Source organism: bacterium, assembly GCA_031082185.1.
Classification (GTDB): Bacteria; Sysuimicrobiota; Sysuimicrobiia; order Sysuimicrobiales; family Humicultoraceae; genus VGFA01.
In genome coordinates, this window is record JAVHLI010000003.1 from 201,467 (window position 1) to 218,848 (window position 17,382).

General features: G+C 68.5%; 18 protein-coding genes and 1 pseudogene. 2 read left to right on the forward strand and 17 right to left on the reverse strand.

The features are described 5' to 3' along the window. Positions 1–12: 12 nt before the first annotated feature. The 15 genes from RDU83_04780 to RDU83_04850 form a co-directional block, all read right to left on the reverse strand. Entirely contained in the window at positions 13–1,224 is a 1,212-nt protein-coding gene (locus RDU83_04780; protein MDQ7840328.1) for an ABC transporter permease, read from the reverse strand. Then, entirely contained in the window at positions 1,221–1,934 is a 714-nt protein-coding gene (locus RDU83_04785) for an ABC transporter ATP-binding protein (GenBank protein MDQ7840329.1), read from the reverse strand. Before RDU83_04785 ends, RDU83_04780 begins: the two co-directional genes overlap by 4 nt. Positions 1,935–1,944: 10 nt before the next feature. Beyond that, positions 1,945–3,411: an efflux RND transporter periplasmic adaptor subunit gene (locus RDU83_04790; protein ID MDQ7840330.1), complete on the reverse strand. Its 1,467-nt coding sequence runs from the start codon at positions 3,409–3,411 to the stop codon at positions 1,945–1,947. Positions 3,412–3,454: 43 nt separating this feature from the next. After that, positions 3,455–3,868 (reverse strand): MaoC family dehydratase, encoded by a 414-nt coding sequence (locus RDU83_04795; GenBank protein MDQ7840331.1) that lies wholly within the window; start codon positions 3,866–3,868, stop codon positions 3,455–3,457. Next, a complete protein-coding gene (locus RDU83_04800) occupies positions 3,865–4,647 on the reverse strand; it encodes a 3-hydroxybutyrate dehydrogenase (GenBank protein ID MDQ7840332.1) in 783 nt (260 codons plus the stop codon). The genes RDU83_04795 and RDU83_04800 overlap by 4 nt, the downstream gene beginning before the upstream one ends. Positions 4,648–4,659: 12 nt before the next feature. Next, positions 4,660–5,367, reverse strand: a complete 708-nt coding sequence (locus RDU83_04805) for an ABC transporter ATP-binding protein (GenBank protein ID MDQ7840333.1) — start codon at positions 5,365–5,367, stop codon at positions 4,660–4,662. Then, positions 5,360–6,091, reverse strand: coding sequence for an ABC transporter ATP-binding protein (locus RDU83_04810; GenBank protein ID MDQ7840334.1), 732 nt, complete (start codon positions 6,089–6,091; stop codon positions 5,360–5,362). Before RDU83_04810 ends, RDU83_04805 begins: the two co-directional genes overlap by 8 nt. Further along, entirely contained in the window at positions 6,072–6,998 is a 927-nt protein-coding gene (locus RDU83_04815) for a branched-chain amino acid ABC transporter permease (protein MDQ7840335.1), read from the reverse strand. The genes RDU83_04810 and RDU83_04815 overlap by 20 nt, the downstream gene beginning before the upstream one ends. After that, complete coding sequence (locus tag RDU83_04820) at positions 6,995–7,852, reverse strand: branched-chain amino acid ABC transporter permease (GenBank protein MDQ7840336.1); 858 nt, start codon at positions 7,850–7,852, stop codon at positions 6,995–6,997. Before RDU83_04820 ends, RDU83_04815 begins: the two co-directional genes overlap by 4 nt. Before the next feature lie 55 nt (positions 7,853–7,907). Then, positions 7,908–9,104 (reverse strand): ABC transporter substrate-binding protein, encoded by a 1,197-nt coding sequence (locus RDU83_04825; protein ID MDQ7840337.1) that lies wholly within the window; start codon positions 9,102–9,104, stop codon positions 7,908–7,910. A 3-nt stretch (positions 9,105–9,107) separates the two neighbouring features. After that, a complete protein-coding gene (locus RDU83_04830; GenBank protein ID MDQ7840338.1) occupies positions 9,108–9,917 on the reverse strand; it encodes an alpha/beta fold hydrolase in 810 nt (269 codons plus the stop codon). A 4-nt stretch (positions 9,918–9,921) separates the two neighbouring features. Next, positions 9,922–11,466, reverse strand: coding sequence for a long-chain fatty acid--CoA ligase (locus tag RDU83_04835; GenBank protein MDQ7840339.1), 1,545 nt, complete (start codon positions 11,464–11,466; stop codon positions 9,922–9,924). Next, a complete protein-coding gene (locus RDU83_04840; GenBank protein ID MDQ7840340.1) occupies positions 11,466–12,476 on the reverse strand; it encodes a 3-oxoacyl-ACP synthase in 1,011 nt (336 codons plus the stop codon). Before RDU83_04840 ends, RDU83_04835 begins: the two co-directional genes overlap by 1 nt. Then, positions 12,473–13,192, reverse strand: a complete 720-nt coding sequence (locus tag RDU83_04845) for a TetR/AcrR family transcriptional regulator (protein MDQ7840341.1) — start codon at positions 13,190–13,192, stop codon at positions 12,473–12,475. The genes RDU83_04840 and RDU83_04845 overlap by 4 nt, the downstream gene beginning before the upstream one ends. 64 nt (positions 13,193–13,256) lie before the next feature. After that, the gene (locus tag RDU83_04850) at positions 13,257–13,733 is read right to left on the reverse strand and encodes a (2Fe-2S)-binding protein (GenBank protein ID MDQ7840342.1); all 477 of its coding nucleotides are present in this window, start codon (positions 13,731–13,733) and stop codon (positions 13,257–13,259) included. Positions 13,734–13,969: 236 nt separating this feature from the next. On the opposite strand from RDU83_04850, the gene RDU83_04855 reads away from it, so the two are divergent. After that, entirely contained in the window at positions 13,970–15,853 is a 1,884-nt protein-coding gene (locus RDU83_04855) for an acetate--CoA ligase (protein MDQ7840343.1), read from the forward strand. A 27-nt stretch (positions 15,854–15,880) separates the two neighbouring features. Here the strand turns inward: RDU83_04855 and RDU83_04860 are convergent, their stop codons facing one another. Then, positions 15,881–16,390: a hypothetical protein gene (locus tag RDU83_04860; GenBank protein ID MDQ7840344.1), complete on the reverse strand. Its 510-nt coding sequence runs from the start codon at positions 16,388–16,390 to the stop codon at positions 15,881–15,883. A 157-nt stretch (positions 16,391–16,547) separates the two neighbouring features. Between RDU83_04860 and RDU83_04865 the strand changes: the two are divergent. Continuing rightward, positions 16,548–16,853, forward strand: a pseudogene (locus RDU83_04865) (AMP-dependent synthetase). Here the strand turns inward: RDU83_04865 and RDU83_04870 are convergent. After that, positions 16,850–17,362, reverse strand: a complete 513-nt coding sequence (locus tag RDU83_04870; GenBank protein ID MDQ7840345.1) for a hypothetical protein — start codon at positions 17,360–17,362, stop codon at positions 16,850–16,852. The pseudogene RDU83_04865 and the gene RDU83_04870 overlap by 4 nt on opposite strands. Between the last annotated feature and the right edge of the window lie 20 nt (positions 17,363–17,382).

Sequence of the window (17,382 nt, forward strand, 5' to 3'; positions counted from 1 at the left end):
CCGCGGCCGTCCCTACTCGTGGCGCAACGCGACGATCGGATCCAGCCTGGCCGCGCGCTGCGCCGGGTATAGCCCAAAGAACACGCCCACCGCTACCGCGAACGCGAACGCCAGCAGCACCGCCTGCAGCGACAGCATCGTGGACCACCCCGCGAATCGGGTGATCAACCGCGAGCCCAGGACTCCCACGCCTATCCCAATCAACCCGCCGCCCACGCTGAGTGCCACCGACTCAACCAGAAACTGCAGCATGATGTCGCGGCGGCGTGCGCCCACCGCCATGCGGATCCCAATCTCGCGCGTCCGTTCGGTCACAGAGACGAGCATTATGTTCATGATACCGATGCCGCCCACGATCAGCGAGACCGCGGCGATCCCGCCCAGCAGCACGGTCATCGTCTGGGAGACGCTCGTGAACGTCTGGAGGATGTCTGCCTGGCTGCGCACCGTGAAATCGTTATCCTGGTGGGGAGCCAGGCGGTGGCGCTGGCGCAGCAGTTCCGTGATCGCCTCCTGCGCGGCGGGCATCTCCTCGGCCGAGGCCACCTGCACGTGGATTGTCCGGACGTGCGTCACGCCGAAGAGGCGGCGCTGCGCGGTTGTAAGTGGAACGAAGACAATATCGTCACGGTCGGAGAACGAGGTGGCGCCCTTCTCCTCCATGACACCGATTACCGTGAAGGTGATCCCGCGGATCTTGATGCGCTGGCCTATGGGTTCGGTGTCGGGGAGGAGCCGGTCGGCGACGGTCTTTCCGACCACCGCCACCTTGGCCCGGCTGCGCATGTCCGCCTCGGTGAAGAACTCACCCCGGGCAGGCCGGAAGTTGCGCACCTCCTGGAACTCCGGGGTAACACCCGAGATCTGGCTGATAGCGTTCTCGGCCCGGAAGACCACCTGCGCCTGCCGCGAGTACTCGGCGCTGATGCCGGTTACGCCGGGGGTCGCCTTACGGATCTCCTCGACATCTTCGATGTTCAGCGTCTGTACCGCGTCGCCCCGCACGATCCGGCCTAGCTGCACCTGCCCGGCAAAGACCGTCAGCAGGTTGCTGCCCAGCGCCTGCACCTGGTCGGTGACCGCGCGGCGGGCGCCCTGGCCGATCGCGACCATCGCTATCACCGCGCCGACCCCAATGATCACTCCCAGCGCCGTAAGGAGCGAGCGCAGTGGGTTTGCCGCCATAGCGCGCACCGCGATACGGAAGCTTGCTCCAATCGTCATGGCTGCGCCGGCCCCTCCGCAGCCACTGTGCGCGACCGCACCGGCTCATCGCTTACGATGTGGCCGTCTCGGAACAGGATGTGCCGGCGCGCGTGCGCGGCGATGTCGGCCTCGTGGGTAACCAGGACAATCGTGATGCCCTGCTGCGAGAGCCGATCGAAGACATCCATAATCTCGCCCGCGGTGGAGGAGTCGAGGTTGCCGGTCGGCTCGTCCGCCAGGATGATCGCAGGGCAGTTGACCAGCGCCCGGGCGATGGCGACACGCTGCTGCTCTCCTCCGGAAAGCTGTGTGGGCAGGTGCCCCGCCCGCGCGCCCAATCCCACCGAATCCAGCGCTGCGCGCGCGCGCGCCCGTCGGTCCGGGGCGCCGGCGTACACCAGCGGCAGCTCGACGTTCTCGATCGCCGGCGTGCGCGGCAGCAGGTTGTACGACTGAAACACGAAGCCCAGCCGCCGGTTGCGCAACCGCGCCAGCGCCTCGTCGCCCAGCGTGGTCACGTTGGTGCCGTCCAGCAGATAGGTACCGGCGGTAGGTCGGTCCAGGCAGCCCAGTATGTTCATGCAGGTGGACTTGCCCGATCCGCTGGGCCCCATGATCGCCACGAACTCGCCTGGCTCGATCGCAAGCGAGATGCCGCGGAGCGCGTGGACCTCCACCCCGTCCATGCGGTAGATCTTCTCGACGTTTCTAACAGTGATCAGCGACATTGGGAAAGCGTTAGCGCCTCACCGGCGGCCGACTCGGCATGAACGGGCTGGCCGGCTGCGATCGCGTGGCGTTGCCTCCCTGGCGGCGGGTGGGGCCCAGATAGACGGTCCGGCCCTGCTCGACGCCGCGGACGATCTCCACCTGCCGCCCGTCGGTAGCCCCGGTTTCGACCACCACCGGGGTAAGCTTTCCGTTCTCCACGATGATGAGGACCTTGGCATCCTGACCGCGCACCGCCTCCGCGGGCACGAGCAGCACGCCCTGCCGCTCGGTGATGATGAACTCGGCATCCAGGGTCATTCCCAGACGCAGCTCCCGGCCGGGGTCTTCGACCTCCACTATCACCTCATACTGGGTCACGTTCTGAACGACCGCGGCCTGCGGCGCGATGCGTGCCACCTTGCCGTTGAAGGTGCGCCGGGGCAGCGCGTCCGCGGTAACCCGCACAGCCAGCCCCGTCACGATATTGGCAATGTCGGATTCGTCCACACCGACTTCGGCCTGCACCACCTGAACGTCTGCAATCACCATCACGAGGGTACCGCCGGAGCCGGTGCCGCCGATCACGCTCTGTCCCACCTGCACTAGCTGGCGCGCAACGATCCCGGCTATCGGCGCCAGAATCCGCGCCTCGCCCAGTCGGTCGCGCGCCTGCGCCAGTTGCGCGCGGACGTTGCGGACCTGGGCCTCGGCCGCCACCACGTCCGCGGCCTGCACGCCCTCCTGCAGCAACGCGGCCCTGGCCTGCGCCAGCGCCGCCTCGGCCTGCCGGACCTGCGCGCGGGATACCTCGATCTCCTCGGGCCGGCTGCCCGTGGTGATCTCGCGCAGCCGTGCCTGCGCAGACCGGAGCTGCGCCTGGGCCACGTCATGCTGGTTCTGGACCTGATCGAGCTGCGCGCGGGAGATCAAACCGTCGGTGAACAGGTCGCGCGTTCTGGCCAGGTTCTGACGCGCCAGTTCCGCCGAGAGCTCGGCCTGCCGCAGGGCTTCCCGCGCCTGATCGAGCTGCTCGGGCCGCGAGCCGGCCACTACCTGCGCCAGGCGCGCCGCCGCGATGGCCAGCGAGGCCTCGGCCTCGACCACCCGCGTCTGCGTCTGCGCGCGGGTCAGGGCAAGCTGGCTGCGGGACTGCTCGAGCCGGGCCTGCGCCGAGGCGAGCTGCGCGGCCCGGGTCTCGTGTTCGGCCCGGGCATCGCGGTCGTCAATGACCACGAGCAGCCGGCCCTTGGACACACGGTCGCCTTCCTGCACGTGCACCTCGACCACGGTGCCGGTGGCGCGTGACCGGACCTCCACGTGCGAGTACGGCTTCAGAGTCCCGGTGGCCGACACGCTGTGGATCAGGCTGCCGCGCGCCACCCGCGCGGTGCGGGGTCCCTCATCAACCGGTGTCAGGGCCGCACGGCCGCGGTAGATCCAGGCCCCGCCGGCGAGGGTGACCAGCACAACCACAATGACGACGATACGCTTCACTCCGATCCTCCGGATGCAAGACTCTTGTTGTTTGACGCCGAGCTCAGGAGCCGCGTTGAGTCGCCTCAACCAGGAGCACGGCCTCGCCGTCCAGCACCGCCTCGTCTCGCTGGTTGACGCAGGACGTTCGGAGCCGAAGACGCCGCCGTTCGGCGTCGTAGGCGGTGACCTCGGCGGTCGCCGTGATTGTATCACCGATGCGGACCGGTTTGAGGAAGGTGAGGGTCTGGCTGAGGTAGATGCCCCCGGGACCGGGCAGGTGCATGCCCAGGACCGCCGAGATCAACCCGGCGGTCAGCATGCCGTGGGCGATCCGCCCGCCGAACCGACTGGCAGAGGCGAACTCGGGGTCCATGTGCAGCGGGTTGAGGTCTCCGGTCAGATGGGCGTATGCCTCGACATCGGCCTCGGTAATCACCCGGGTGGTTGAGGCCGTCTGTCCAGGCGTGAAGCTCATCGGGCGGTCCACCCCCCGTCCATCGTCAGTGCGGCCCCCGTGATCATGCCCGCGGCCTCCGAACAAAGGTACACCACCATCGCGGCAACCTCGTCGGGCTCGATCATGCGCTTGATCGCGTGGGGCTCAAGCATGATGCGCTGCACCACCTCGGCCTCCGGGATTCCGTGCACCCGTGCCTGGTCGGCGATCTGCCCCTCGACAAGCGGTGTGCGCACGTAGCCCGGGCAGATCGCATTCACGGTGATACCGTGCTCGGCCACCTCCCAGGCGGCGACCTTCGTGAAGCCTGCGACGCCGTGCTTGGCGGACACGTAGGCCGACTTGAACGGCGAGGCGACCAACCCGTGTGCCGAGGCGATGTTGACGATCCGGCCCCAGCGCCGGCGGATCATGTGCGGCAGCGCGTACTTGGTGCACAGGAATGTGCCGCGCAGCAGCACACCCACGAGCAGGTCCCACTTGTCCTCGGGATAGTCCACGATCGGCGCCACGTACTGCAACCCGGCGTTGTTGACCAGGATGTCCAGTCCTCCGAAGTCCGCCACGGCCACCTCCACCATGGCGCGCACGTCGTCGGAATGGGCGACATCCGTCCGCACGAAGCGCGCGACGCCGCCGGCGGTGACGATGGCGTCGGCGGCCTGCCGGCCCCGCACCGCGTGCAGGTCGGCGATGCAGACCGACGCACCGGCGCGGGCCAAGTCCTGAGCGATGGCCAACCCGATGCCGCTCGCGGCGCCGGTTACGACCGCGGACTTCCCCTCGAGAATGCCCATACCGCCCTCCTGCTAGAGCCGCAGGTACGCCTCCTTGACGTGCGGACTTTCGAGCAGGTCGCGGCCCGCACCCTGGAGGACGATCCGGCCGTTCTCCATCACGTAGGCCCGGCCGGCCAGGCGAAGGCTCTGCCGGACGTTCTGTTCGATGAGCAGCACCGAGACCCCGCTTTGGCTGACCTCGCGCAGGGCCGCAAAGACGGCCTGCACCATGAGCGGGCTCAACCCGTGGCTCGGCTCGTCCACCAGCAGCACCTCAGGCCGGCTCATCAGCGCCCGCGCGATCGCGACCATCTGCTGCTCCCCGCCCGACAGCGTGCCGGCGATCTGCGACCGCCGGTCGGCCAGGCGCGGGAACAACCGGTAGACCTCTGTCAGGGTCTGCGCGGCGCGCGCCCATGCCGCCGGACGGGCGAACGCCCCGAGCTCCAGGTTGTCCTGCACGGTCATCAGGGGGAACAGCTCGCGCGCCTCGGGCACGTGGGCGATGCCCCGCGCAACGATCTCGGACGGCCGCCGACCGGCGATCTCGGCCCCGCGAAACCGGATCGTCCCGCCGGTCGGGCGGATCAGCCCTGAGATCGTGCGCAGCAGCGTGGTCTTGCCGGCGCCGTTGGCGCCGATGAGGGCCACGAACTCGCCGTCGGCCACCTGCAGGTCCAGGCCCCAGAGCACCTGCACTTTGCCGTACCCGGCCTGCAGGCCGCGCACCTCAAGCACCGCCGGTCTCCTCCAAGCCCAGGTACGCCTCGATGACCCTCGGGTGACCCGTTACGTCCCGGTAGCTACCCTCGGCGATCTTCTCGCCGAAATCCATGACGATCACGCGGTCGGCCAGATCGCGGACCACCCGCATGACGTGCTCGATGAACAGCACCGCGACCCCGGTCTCACGCACGGAGCGGACCACGGCCAGCATCTCGTCGGCCTCGTGCGGCAGCAGCCCGGCCATCACCTCATCGAGCAGCAGCACGCGGGGCGAGGTGGCGATCGCGCGGGCCATCTCCACCCGCTTCTCCCAGGCCAGGGTGAGATCCCGCGCCGGCATCGCGGCCCGGCCGGCCAGGCCCGTGAGGGCGAGCACCTCGTCGGTCCGCCTGCGCGCCTCGGCGAGCGAGCGCTGGCGGCTGCCGAACAGCGCGCCAACCATGAGGTTGTCGCGGACCGTCATCTCGGGAAACGGCTGAACGACCTGGAACGCGCGGCCCAGGCCGAGGTGGCAGCGGTCCTCGGCCGGAAGGCGGGTGATATCAACGCCGTCGAGCACCATACGGCCCTCGTCGGCAGGAAAGACGCCGGAGAGCAGATTCAGCACGGTCGTCTTGCCGGCGCCGTTGGGGCCGATAATGGCTAGGATCTCCCCCGGATCGAGGTGGAAGTCGAGTCGCCGCACCGCCGCGACCCCACCGAACCGCTTGGAGAGGTTAGCCGCCGCCAGCAGCATCGCGCGACCGCCGATTCCAGAGGCTCACCAGCCCGCCCGGGAGGTAGAGGATGACCAGCATCAGGATCACTCCGTAGACCGCCAGGTACCCTTCGCGCAGCACCAGCCGTAGCCCCTCTTCAAGGATGCGCAGGATGATCGCGCCGAGCACCGGCCCGGCCGTCGTGTAGACCCCGCCGAAGATCGCGGTCGCCAGCGCGGTCACCGACAGCCCGATACCGAACGTGTCCTCCGGGATGACGAAGAACAACCGGCTAGTGGCGTAGGCGCCCACCATTCCGGTCAGGGCCGCCGACATGACAAAGGCCAGGAGCTTGGTCCGCACCACCCGCACGCCTAGGACCCGCGCGGTCAGCTCGCCCTGGCGGATCGCGGTGAAGGCGTAGTGGAGCCGGGTGTGGCGGACCGCCAGGCTGGCTGCGACCACGAGCAGCAGCACGCCGAGGCCCAGGTAGTAGAGCCCGGTCTGGTGCCCGCCCAGTAGCGGCGGCGCGGTCAGTCCCACCGCACCGCCGGTAAGATCCAGCGGCAGTTCCTTGAAGACCACCTTGACGACCTCGGCGAACGCCAGCGTGGCGATGGCGAAGTACAGCCCTTGCAGCCGCAGCGTGACGACCCCCAGACCCAGGCTGACCGCGCCGGCAACGAGCGGCCCCAGCAGGAACGCGACCGGAAGCGGCACACCGCGGAGCGCCGCCATCGTGTACGCGTAGGCGCCGAGCCCGAAGAACGCCGCCGACGCCAGCGAGAGCTGCCCGGTGCGTGCTTGAATGTCCCAGGCCAGGGCCACGGCCGCGTTGATGAGGACGAACGTCGCCACCTGCACCACGTACTGCTGGTAGCCGCCGGCCGGGGCCAGCGGCACCAGGAGCGCCACGACCAGCGCCGCCGGCCCGACCCACCTCATGCCGCCCTCCATGAGCGCCACACCAGCGTGAAAAAGATAAGCAGGAAGAAGACGGCCTCGGCCGCGCCGCCCCCGCCTGGGACGTAGGTGCGCACGAACGCCTCCGCGGTCGCCAGGACCAGCGACGCCCACAGTACCCCGGTCAGGTTCCCCAGGCCCGCCATGACGATGATCGCGAACGCCTTGAGGACGAACCCGAACCCCATGTGCGGGCTGGCTCCGATCCGCACCAGGACCATCGCACCGGCGATCGCGGCCAGCGCCGAGGCAATGCCGAAGGTAATCAGGTAGATACGGTCCACGTCCAACCCAACCAAGTGCGCGCCGGTACGGTTCTGTGCCACCGCGCGGATGCTCTTGCCGATGCCGGTCCGGTACAGAACGGCGTACATGCCGGCCAGCAGCGTGACCGATACCACCAGCGTGATCAGCGGGGCCACGCCTACCGAGACCGGGCCCAATGTCACCGCGGTGAGCTGGTAGGCGGTGTGGACCACGCGGGGCGTGGCGCCAAACGCCAGCACCGCCAGGTTCTGCAGCGTGATGCCGATCCCGAAGGTCAGCAGCAGCGCGTTGAGTTCGGGGGCGAGCAGCACGCGACGGATGCTGGCCTGGTAGATCACCCCGCCGGCCGCGAACATGACGGCGCCGGCAGGCACCAACGAGACAATGGGATCGATCCCGGCCAGCACGCTCAGCCAGTAGGCGACGAATGCGCCGACCATCAGGAACTCGCCGTGCGCGAAGTTCACGATGTGAAGCACCCCGACCGCCAGGGCCAGGCCGGCCGATGCCAACGCGTAGGTCCCGCTCTGAATCAGCGCGTTGGCCAGGGTCTGAAGGAAGAGGTCCATCACGCCACCCCGGCCGGCCGCCCGTACGCGCACGGGCGGCCGGAGATCTCTGCTCCTATCGCCAGCGCCACGCCAGCGGACCCGCGGCCATGGACTTGGGCCAGACAGGCACCCGCCGCCCATCCCGGAACTGGAACACCATCCACAGGTCGGAGTCGAACCCCTGGTAGACGCTGGGAGTCAACCGGCTGGGCTTGAACCGCAGCTTCCCGAGGGGCGTTTCCGCGTCGGTCTTGGCCAGTTCGGCCGCGACCCTATCCTTGTCGGTCGTGCCGGCCTTGTTCATCGCGGCCGCAAGCGTCGTCAATGTCACGAAGCCCATCGGCGCCATGTACTCCTCGCTAAGGCTGCCGTACTTGGCCTGGTACTTCTTGACGAACTCCTTGGACGCCGCCAGCGGGCTGGCCGACGTCCATCCGGCCATTCCGGAGACGTCACGGGCCACCGGGTTGCCCTCGAAGCCTATCGGCCAAGATGCCGGCGTTCCGAAGATCAACCGCGGCTTGAAGCCAACCTCGCGAGATTGCACCGCGATCGGTAGCGCGTCGGCGTCGAACCCGATCCAGAACAGCACGTCCACCGGATGGCGCTTAGCGCGCGACAGCAGCGCGGTGAAGTCGCCAGACCCGCTCTTGAACGACTCCATGAACGGCACATCGAACCCCCGCTTGATCAACTCAGCGCGGGTGTCTCCGACGCCCGCCGACCCAAAAGGGCCGTCCTCGTAGAGGATGGCGATGGTGGACGCGCCGGTGCCGGTCCGCACGAAATCCATGAAGTTGAAGACCGCCTCCATGTTGTGGTACGCCCACGGATGATAGTGGAACAGGTACTTGTAGCCCTCGAAGCCACGCTCCACGAGGGGCGAAGCCGCGCCCAGCATGGCGATCAGGGGCTCGTGCAGCTTTGCCGGCCCTACGATGCTGACCCCTATCGCGCTCCCGAAGATACCGGTGATCGCGTGGACCCGGTCCACCGTCACGAACTTGGTAAAGATCGGCACGCCCTTGGCCGGCAGGTTGCCGTCATCCTCGATGAAGATCTGCAGGCGGCTGCCCAGCACCCCGCCGGCCTTGTTGATTTCGTCCAGGGCCAACCGGTAGCCGGCCTCGGCCGCCTTGCCGCTGGCTGAGGCCGGACCGGTCAGCGGCAGGGAGATCCCGATCCGGACCTGCTCACGCTGCGCCATGCCTTCCGTCCCTGCCATGGCCAGCAGGGCCACCACCACGAGCACGACCGCGAGCTTATTCATCGTCTACCTCCCCTTAGGGTCGTCCTCGACCAGGAACTCGATCACGAGCCGGTTGAACTCCGCCGCCTGCTCCCAGAAAAAGAGGTGCGACGAGCCTTCGAAGAGATGCAGGCGGGCATGCGGGATGCCATCGGCCAGCAGTGCCGCGTTCGCGGAGGGTACGATTCGGTCTCCGGTGCCGTGGCAAACCAGCGTCGGCGCGCGGATCGCGCGCAGCCGATCCGCCGCGTCGTGCGCTGCGGCCGCGGCAAGCTGGCGGTGATAGGCGAACAACGGCTGGGGGTGCGCCAGACGCCAGACGATGTGATCCTCGATCGCGCCCGGGCAGGCCTTCCGGTATTCCTCGGTGGTCATCAGCGCGATCGTCCGCAGGAGGTCGGTCCGCGGGTCGCCGGTCCGATTGACCAGCACCTCCACGGCCTCCTGAGGAATCGGCGCGCTCCTCGGCCCGCCCGGCGAGGTGCAGCACAGCACCAGGCGGCCCAGCCGATCCGGGTGTCGCAGGGCGAACTCTTGGGCGATGAACCCGCCCATCGAGGCGCCGACCAGGTGCGCACTTGCGATTCCCAGGGTGTCCAGCAACCCGGCCAGGTCGTCGGCAAACACCGCGACCGAGTACGGTTCGTCCGGCATCGCCGACTGCCCGGCACCGCGGTTGTCCACCGCGATGACGTCGAACCGCCCGGCCAGCGCCGGCACCTGGTGGTGCCAGAGGCGGTGGTCCCCGCCCAGCCCGGGCACCAGCAAGACGGCGGGCCCGTCTCCTGCCCGCTCGTAGTGCAGCGTGACCGCGCCGACCGCTGCCTGCGGCATCGGGCTAACCCTCCCCGGCCTTCCCGTACGTCTCGCGCAGCACGCGTTTGAGCACCTTGCCCGCGGCGTTGCGGGGCAGCGCCTCGACAAACACCACCCGCCTGGGGATCTTGTACCGGGCCAGCCGGCCCTGAGCGGCGGCGATGATCTCCTCTGCCTCGACTCGGGCCCCGGGCTTGAGCACCACCAGCGCCATCGCCGCCTCGCCCCAGCGGGCGTCGGGAATGCCGATGACGGCCGCGTCGAGAACCGCCGGATGCTGGTAGAGGACCTGCTCCACCTCGGCGGGATAGATGTTCTCTCCGCCCGAGATGATCATGTCCTTCTTGCGGTCGGCCACATAGAGGAACCCCTCGTCATCGGCATAGCCCAGGTCGCCGGTGTGGAACCACCAGCCGCGATAGCCGCCCGTTGCCGCTGGATCGCCCGGCTGCCCCGGCGGCGAGAAGACCTCCGCGGTGGCCTCGGGCAACCCCCAGTAGCCGGAGAACAGATTGGGGCCACGCAGGCAGATCTCGCCGATCTCACCCGGCGGGAGATCGTGGTCAGCATCGTCCACGACGCGCGCCTCGACGTGCAGGGTCGGCGGGCCGACCGAACCCTTCTTCCGGAACGCGTCCTCCGGAGGCAGCAGCGTGGCCGTGGGCGCGGTTTCGGTCAGCCCGAAGCCCTGCTGGAGCAGCAGGCCGCGCTGCTCGAACTCCTCGATCACCGGGAGCGGGCACGGCGCGCCCCCCACACCGAACCGGACGCCTTGGTGGTCTCCCTGTTGGAAGGCGGGTGTCTGCAGCAGGGCCTGGTAGATCGCCGGCACGCCGAACATCGCGGTGACGCCTTCGTCCCGCAGCAGGCGGCAGGTCTCCTCCGGGTCGAAGGTGCGCTGTATGACCAACCGGCCCCCGACATGGAGCGTGGGCAGCGCGTAGAGCCCCAACCCGCCGATGTGGAACATCGGCAGTACCGTCAGGGTGACGTCGCGGTAGGTAAGCCCGATCGCCGTGCCGATGTTGATGCTGTTCCAGAGCTGCGTACCCTGGGCCAGCACCGCGCCCTTGGGCCGGCCGGTGGTGCCTGAGGTGTACATGATGATGAGCGGGTCGTCGAAGGCGCCCTGCGCGTCACTCCACGGCTGCGTGTGGACGGCTTCCTCGTACTCATCCCCGATCAGGACCAGGGGCAGCGCGAGGCGCGCCTCTGCCGCGGCGGCTCCTGCCAAGTCGCGGTGTTCGGGGTCGGCGATCATCAGGCCGGGCGCGCTGTCGGCAAGCTGGACGGCCAGCTCCGGCGGGGTCAGCCGCCAGTTGAGGGGGACCATGATCGCGCCCAGGCGTGCCAGGGCGAACAGCACCTCCAAGATCTCGACCCGGTTGAACGAGAGGACCGCGACGCGGTCGCCCCGGCCGATCCCGCGCCGCCGCAGGCCCGCGGCCAGCCCGCGCACCCGCGTGGCCAGATCGCGATAGGTGAGCCGCCGATCGCCGTCCACCACGGCCAGGCGGCACGGCGTGATGAGGTCACGCCGGTCGAGCCAATGCCAGATCCCCTGCATCAGCCATCACCCCATTGGATGGCCACCGCGCCCCAGGAGTAGCCGGTGCCGGCGCTGACCGCCACGGCCAGCATGCCGTCCCGCAGCCGGCCGGTCCGGCGGCCCTCGTGCAGTGCCACCAGGGGGTCGGCCGCGGAGAGGTGCCCGGTCGTGTCCAGGTAGACCGACTGGTCCTCGCGCAGTCCCAGCGCCGCAAGCAGGTGGTCATGGAGCGACCGCTTGGTGTGCAACACGGCCAGGAACCCTATCGCCTCAGTGGTATACCCGCTGCGCTCGCAGGCCGTGCGGATGACCTGGAGGAAGTTGGTGATGGTCAGCGGGTCGAGGCGCGCCTTCATCCCTGCGGGATCCGGGACGTCGAAGGAGTGCATGCCGCGCGCGACCGTTTCGGGGCTCGTGGGGTGCACCGAACCGCCGGCCGGCACCATGACGTCCATGGCGAACGCGCCGTCGGTGAGAAACGCGCCCCCCAGGATGCGGTTGCTTAGGTGGCCGCGCCGTAGCAGCGCGGCCGCGGCGCCGTCGCCGAAGTTGAACATGAAACGCGAGCGTGCGTTCTGGTAGTCCAGTAGATAGGACTCGCGGGAGCCGGCCACGACCAGGATCGTCCGGAGCGTACCGTCGGCCCGCAGCATGTCCGCCGCCACCTTGAGGGCGATCGGCCCACCGGCGCTGGTGTTCATCAGCTCAAAGGCGTACGCCCGATGGAGCCCCAGCGCGTGCTGGATGCGCGGGGCCACCGGCCAGACATAGTAGTCCCGGTGGTAGCTCCCGAAGTAGATGACGACGTCAATCTCATCGGCGGGCACCACCGAGAGCAGGGGGCGCGCGGCCTCAATGCACAGGTGTGAGAGATGCTCGTCGGAGGCGGCGATGTGCTTGCCCCGCAGGCCGAACTTCTCACGCACGACCTCGGCGGGTATGCCGGACCGGCCGGCGACCTCCTCGGCGCTCATGATCTGCGCCGGGAGGTAAACCGCCAGGTCCACGATGCCCACCGACGGGATCATGCGCCGCCCCCCCGGCTCCGCTTGCCGGCACCTGACGGCGGCGACCCGCCCTGCCGATCTGCGCGAGATGGCCGCCGGTCCCCACTCATCGTTGCCGGCACGGCGGCGGGCGCCAGGCCCGAGGCAATGAACTCGAACATGCTGTCCAGGGCCCGCCGCGGCAGGCCGGCCCGGTTCCACAGCGAGTAGCGCATCCCAATGAAGTTGCCGATGCCCATCAGGCAATACGAAAGGGCCTCGGGATCGGTGCGCCGGATCTCCCCGGCGTCCATCGCCGCGGACAGCCCCCGGACGTACCCCTCCGCGAAGCGCCGGTAGTACCAGCGGTAGACTTGGGGGTTGACGGACTCGGCCTGCAGCACTATGCGGTACAGGTTGCGGTGCGTGGCGACGAACCGAAGGAAGGTTTCAAAGCCCTTGCGCTCCACCGTCAGGCGATCCCCGGCCCCTGCCACCTCCTGCTGGATTGTGTGGCGCAGGGCCCGGCTCAGGTGCCGCACCAGCTCCGCGAAAATCGCCTGCTTGCTCGGGAAATAGACGTAGAAGGTGCCCAGCGCGACTCGGGCGCGGCGCGTGATGTCCGCCACCGAGGTGGCGAAGTAGCCCCGCTGGCCGAACTCGGCCTCGGCGGCGTCCAGGAGTTGCTGCCTGGTGCGCCGTCCCCGCTCTCCCTTGGGATGGGTAACCGGCCGGCGGCTATCTGGCAGGTGAATCACCCTTCAACTTTGTGGCTTCGTCACACCGTTCGCCGTGCCTATCCGATCTCCTGCTTCGCTGGGGCTATCCGGGGGGTTGAGCGGCCATCACACGCGCCGCGGACTTCACGGCGTTTATGATGTTGTGGTATCCGGTGCACCTGCACAGATTGCCTTCCAGCCCGCGCCGGATCACCTCATCGGTGGGCTGCGGATGGCGCTCGATGATCTGCAACGCGGTGAGCATCATGCCCGGCGTGCAGAACCCGCACTGCAGGCCGTGCTCCTCCCAGAAGGCTTCCTGGATCGGGTGAAGCTGGCCGTCTTGGGCCAGGCCCTCAACGGTTAGTATCTTCCCGCCGCCGGCCTGTACGGCCAGCACCGTGCACGACTTCACCGCCAGGCCGTTGAGCATCACCGTGCACGCCCCGCAACTGGTGGTGTCGCACCCGATGTGCGTACCGGTCAGCCCCAGCACCTCACGTATGTATTGCACGAGCAGGAGCCTGGGTTCAACGTTGTGGGCCGCGGTGACGCCGTTGGTCGTGATCGTAACCTTCAAACCCGTTTCTCCTCCCTGGGCGGCGTGTGGTTCAAAGCGCCATGCTACATTCTCATGCTACAACCCTGCGTTTTCTTCGGCGGAGGACCGTATCCCTTCGAGGCGGCTTGCGCCGGGTGGAAGTCCGCCACTACAATGTCTGTGCGATGCCACCGGAGTACGGCGCAGCCGCGACCCCCAGCCTCCCGAACCGCATCGTCTGGACCCCCGACCCCGCATCGGCGCAGGCCAGCCGCATGCAACGGTTCATCGAGCGCCACGGGATGGGCGGCTACGAGACCCTCTACCGCCGCTCGATCGAAGACCCTTCCTGGTTCTGGGGCGCGGTGGTCGAGGACCTGGGGCTCCGGTGGCAGCGACCGTACGACCGCGTACTGGACACCTCCCGCGGGATCGAATGGGCGCGCTGGTTCACGGGCGGCGCCACCAACCTCGTGGACAACGCGCTCGACCGGCACCTGAGCGCAGGGGGGGGCGGCAGAACGGCTGTGATCTGGGAGGGCGAGGACGGCAGCACGCGCACGCTCACCTACGCGGAGCTGCACGGTGAGGTGTGCCGCCTCGCATCGGCGCTGCGGGAACTGGGAATCGGCCGGGGCGACGTGGCCGGGGTGTTCATGCCGCTTGTGCCTGAAGTGGTCATTGCGACGCTGGCGCTGTCGTGGGTCGGCGCGATCTACGTTCCGATCTTCTCGGGCTTCGCGGCCCCGGCGGTCGCCACGCGGCTGGCCGACTGTGGGGCGAAGCTGCTGATCACCGCCGACGGCTTCCAGCGGCGCGGCCAGACGGTCGAGATGAAGCGTACGGCCGACGCGGCAGCGGCACTGGCCCCGGGCATACGGCACGTGATCGTGGTCCGGCGCCTGGGGATCGAAGTGCCATGGACCGATGGCCGCGACCTCTGGTGGCACGATGCGGTGCGCGACCACCAGGGAGACGCGCCGGCCGAGGCCATGGACCCGGAAGACCCCTACATGATCATCTACACCTCGGGCACGACCGGGCGTCCCAAGGGCACCGTGCACGTCCACATGGGGTTCCCGCTCAAGACCGCCATGGACATGGCCTACTGTTTCGACGTAGGGCCAGACGACCGCGTCTTCTGGTACACCGACATCGGGTGGATGATGGGACCCTGGCTGATCCTGGGCACGCTCTGGCTGGGCGCGGCGATGTTCCTCTACGATGGGACGCCAGACCACCCCGGCCCGGACCGCCTCTGGGAGATGGTCGCGCGGCACCGCGTTACGGTGCTCGGCATCTCGCCCACTGCGATCCGGGCGCTGATGCGCCACGGCCCTGAACTGCCGCGCCGCCACGATCTCGGCAGCCTTCGCATCCTGGGCAGCACCGGCGAGCCCTGGAACCCGGAGCCGTGGAAGTGGTACTTCGAGCACGTCGGCGGCGGGCGGTGCCCAATCATGAACTACTCGGGCGGCACCGAGATCTCCGGGGGAATCCTGTGCTGCGACCCGCTCCACCCGCAGGCGCCCACGGCGTTCACCGGCCCGATCCCAGGCATGGCCGCGGATGTCTTCGACGAGCAGGGCCATCCGGTGCGCGGGGCGGTTGGCGAGCTGGTGCTTACCCAGCCCTGGCCCGGCATGACGCGGGGATTCTGGCGCGACCCGGAGCGCTACATTGAGACCTACTGGTCCCGGTGGCCCGGGGTCTGGGTGCACGGCGACTGGGTGCGCGCGGACGAGGACGGCTTCTGGTACATCCTGGGCCGCAGCGACGACACCCTCAACATCGCCGGCAAGCGGATCGGGCCGGCAGAGGTCGAATCGGCGCTGACCGCGCACCCCGCGGTGGCCGAGGCCGCGGCGATCGGCGTGCCTCATGAGATAAAGGGCGAGGTGGTCGTGTGCTTCGCGGTGCTGCGGCCTGGGTACGAGCCCGGTGATGAACTACGCCGGGACCTGAAGCAGGTTGCCGCGGCGCACCTGGGCAAGGCCCTCGCCCCAGATGACATACAGTTTGTCCGCGATCTCCCCAAGACGCGCAACGCCAAGGTCATGCGGCGCGTTATCCGCGCCCGCTACCTGGGACAGGATCCGGGCGACGTCTCTTCGCTGGAGAACCCGCAGGCGGTCGAAGAAATCCCGACGCTGCGCTGACCCGGGCCTGCAGCGGCGGGGCCTGCGCTAGCGCTGCATGAAAGGCATCTCGAGATCTCTTTGGTCTCCCTCTGTCGTGATCCCCGGGATGTAGATCACGAACCGCCCCGACTCCCAAACGATCCGCACATTGGCTAGGCTGATGGATCCAAAGGGAATGCCCGTGGCCGGGCGCGGCAACGGTACCATGTGGAACAACCGGCCGTTCAACTTGGCGCCTGCCGGGGTACCGAGCCGAACGATCTGTCCCGGAGGGATCATCGGAGGCCCCGGAGGGCCGAACCCCAGGAAGCTGCCGCCGGAGTTGCGCAGGAGATAGAACGTGTAGCATCGGCCTCCGGCAATGACGACGTTACCGAGGGACATGGGGCGGTCGAAACAATAGGCGTCTCCCTGGCGCCTCACAGCATCGGCTTTAGGCCTGCCTATCCCCACTGGGGGCTCCGGCCTGGCCTGGGGCTCGGCCGTAGCAATAGCAACGGAAGCGAGCAGCCACACGGCCAGCAGCGCGCCGGCAAGCAAACGATGAACGCTCATCTCGATCACTCCTTTCCACGCTTTACCTAGTCTACGCTCGGCCCGCGCGGAATGTTCCCCTGCCCGCGGCGGGTCAGGTGGAGGACCAGGCGATCCACGGCCGACGGCAACACGGCGTTGAGCGCGATCACGATCCCGTAGGGCCAGGGCAGTACGCGCCGCGGCCGCGGCGATCGGTGTGCCTCACGAGATAAAGGGCGAGGTGGTCGTTTGCATCGCCGTGCTCCGACCCGGACACGAGCCTGGTGAGGATCTGCGCCGGGACCCGAAGCAGGTTGCCGCGGCGCACCTGGGCAAGGCCCTCGCCCCAGATGACATACAGTTTGTCCGCGATCTCCCCAAGACGCGCAACGCCAAGGTCATGCGGCGCGTGATCCGCGCCCGCTACCTGGGCCAGGATCCGGGCGACATCTCCTCGCTGGAGAACCCGCAGGCCGTCGAAGAAATCCCGACGCTGCGCTAGCGCTGCATGAAAGCCATCTCGAGATCTCTTTCCGTACTTCCCCCGGCCGTGATTCCTGGGATGTAGATCACAATCCGTCCCTGCTCCGGAACGATACGCACATTGGCAAAGCGAATGGCTCCCACCGGGATAGTCGTGACCGGACGCGGCAACGGCACCGTGTAGAACAACCGGCCCTTCAACTTGGCCCCGGCAGGTGTGCCCATCCGGACGAGCTGTCCCGGAGGGATCATCCGCGGTCCCGGAGGGCCGAACGCCAGGAAGCTGCCGCCGGAGTTGCGCAGGAGATAGAACGTGTAGCATCGGCCTCCGGCAATGACGACGTTACCGAGGGACATGGGGCGGTCGAAACAATAGGCGTCTCCCTGGCGCCTCACGACACCGGCCTTCGGCTTGACCTGCACCTCTGGGGGTTTCGGCCTGGCCTGGGGCCCGGCCGAAGCAAGAGCGGCGGGAACGAGCAGCCACACGGCCACCATCGCGCCGGCCAGCCATCGCTGAACGCTCATCTCGATCACTCCTTTCCACA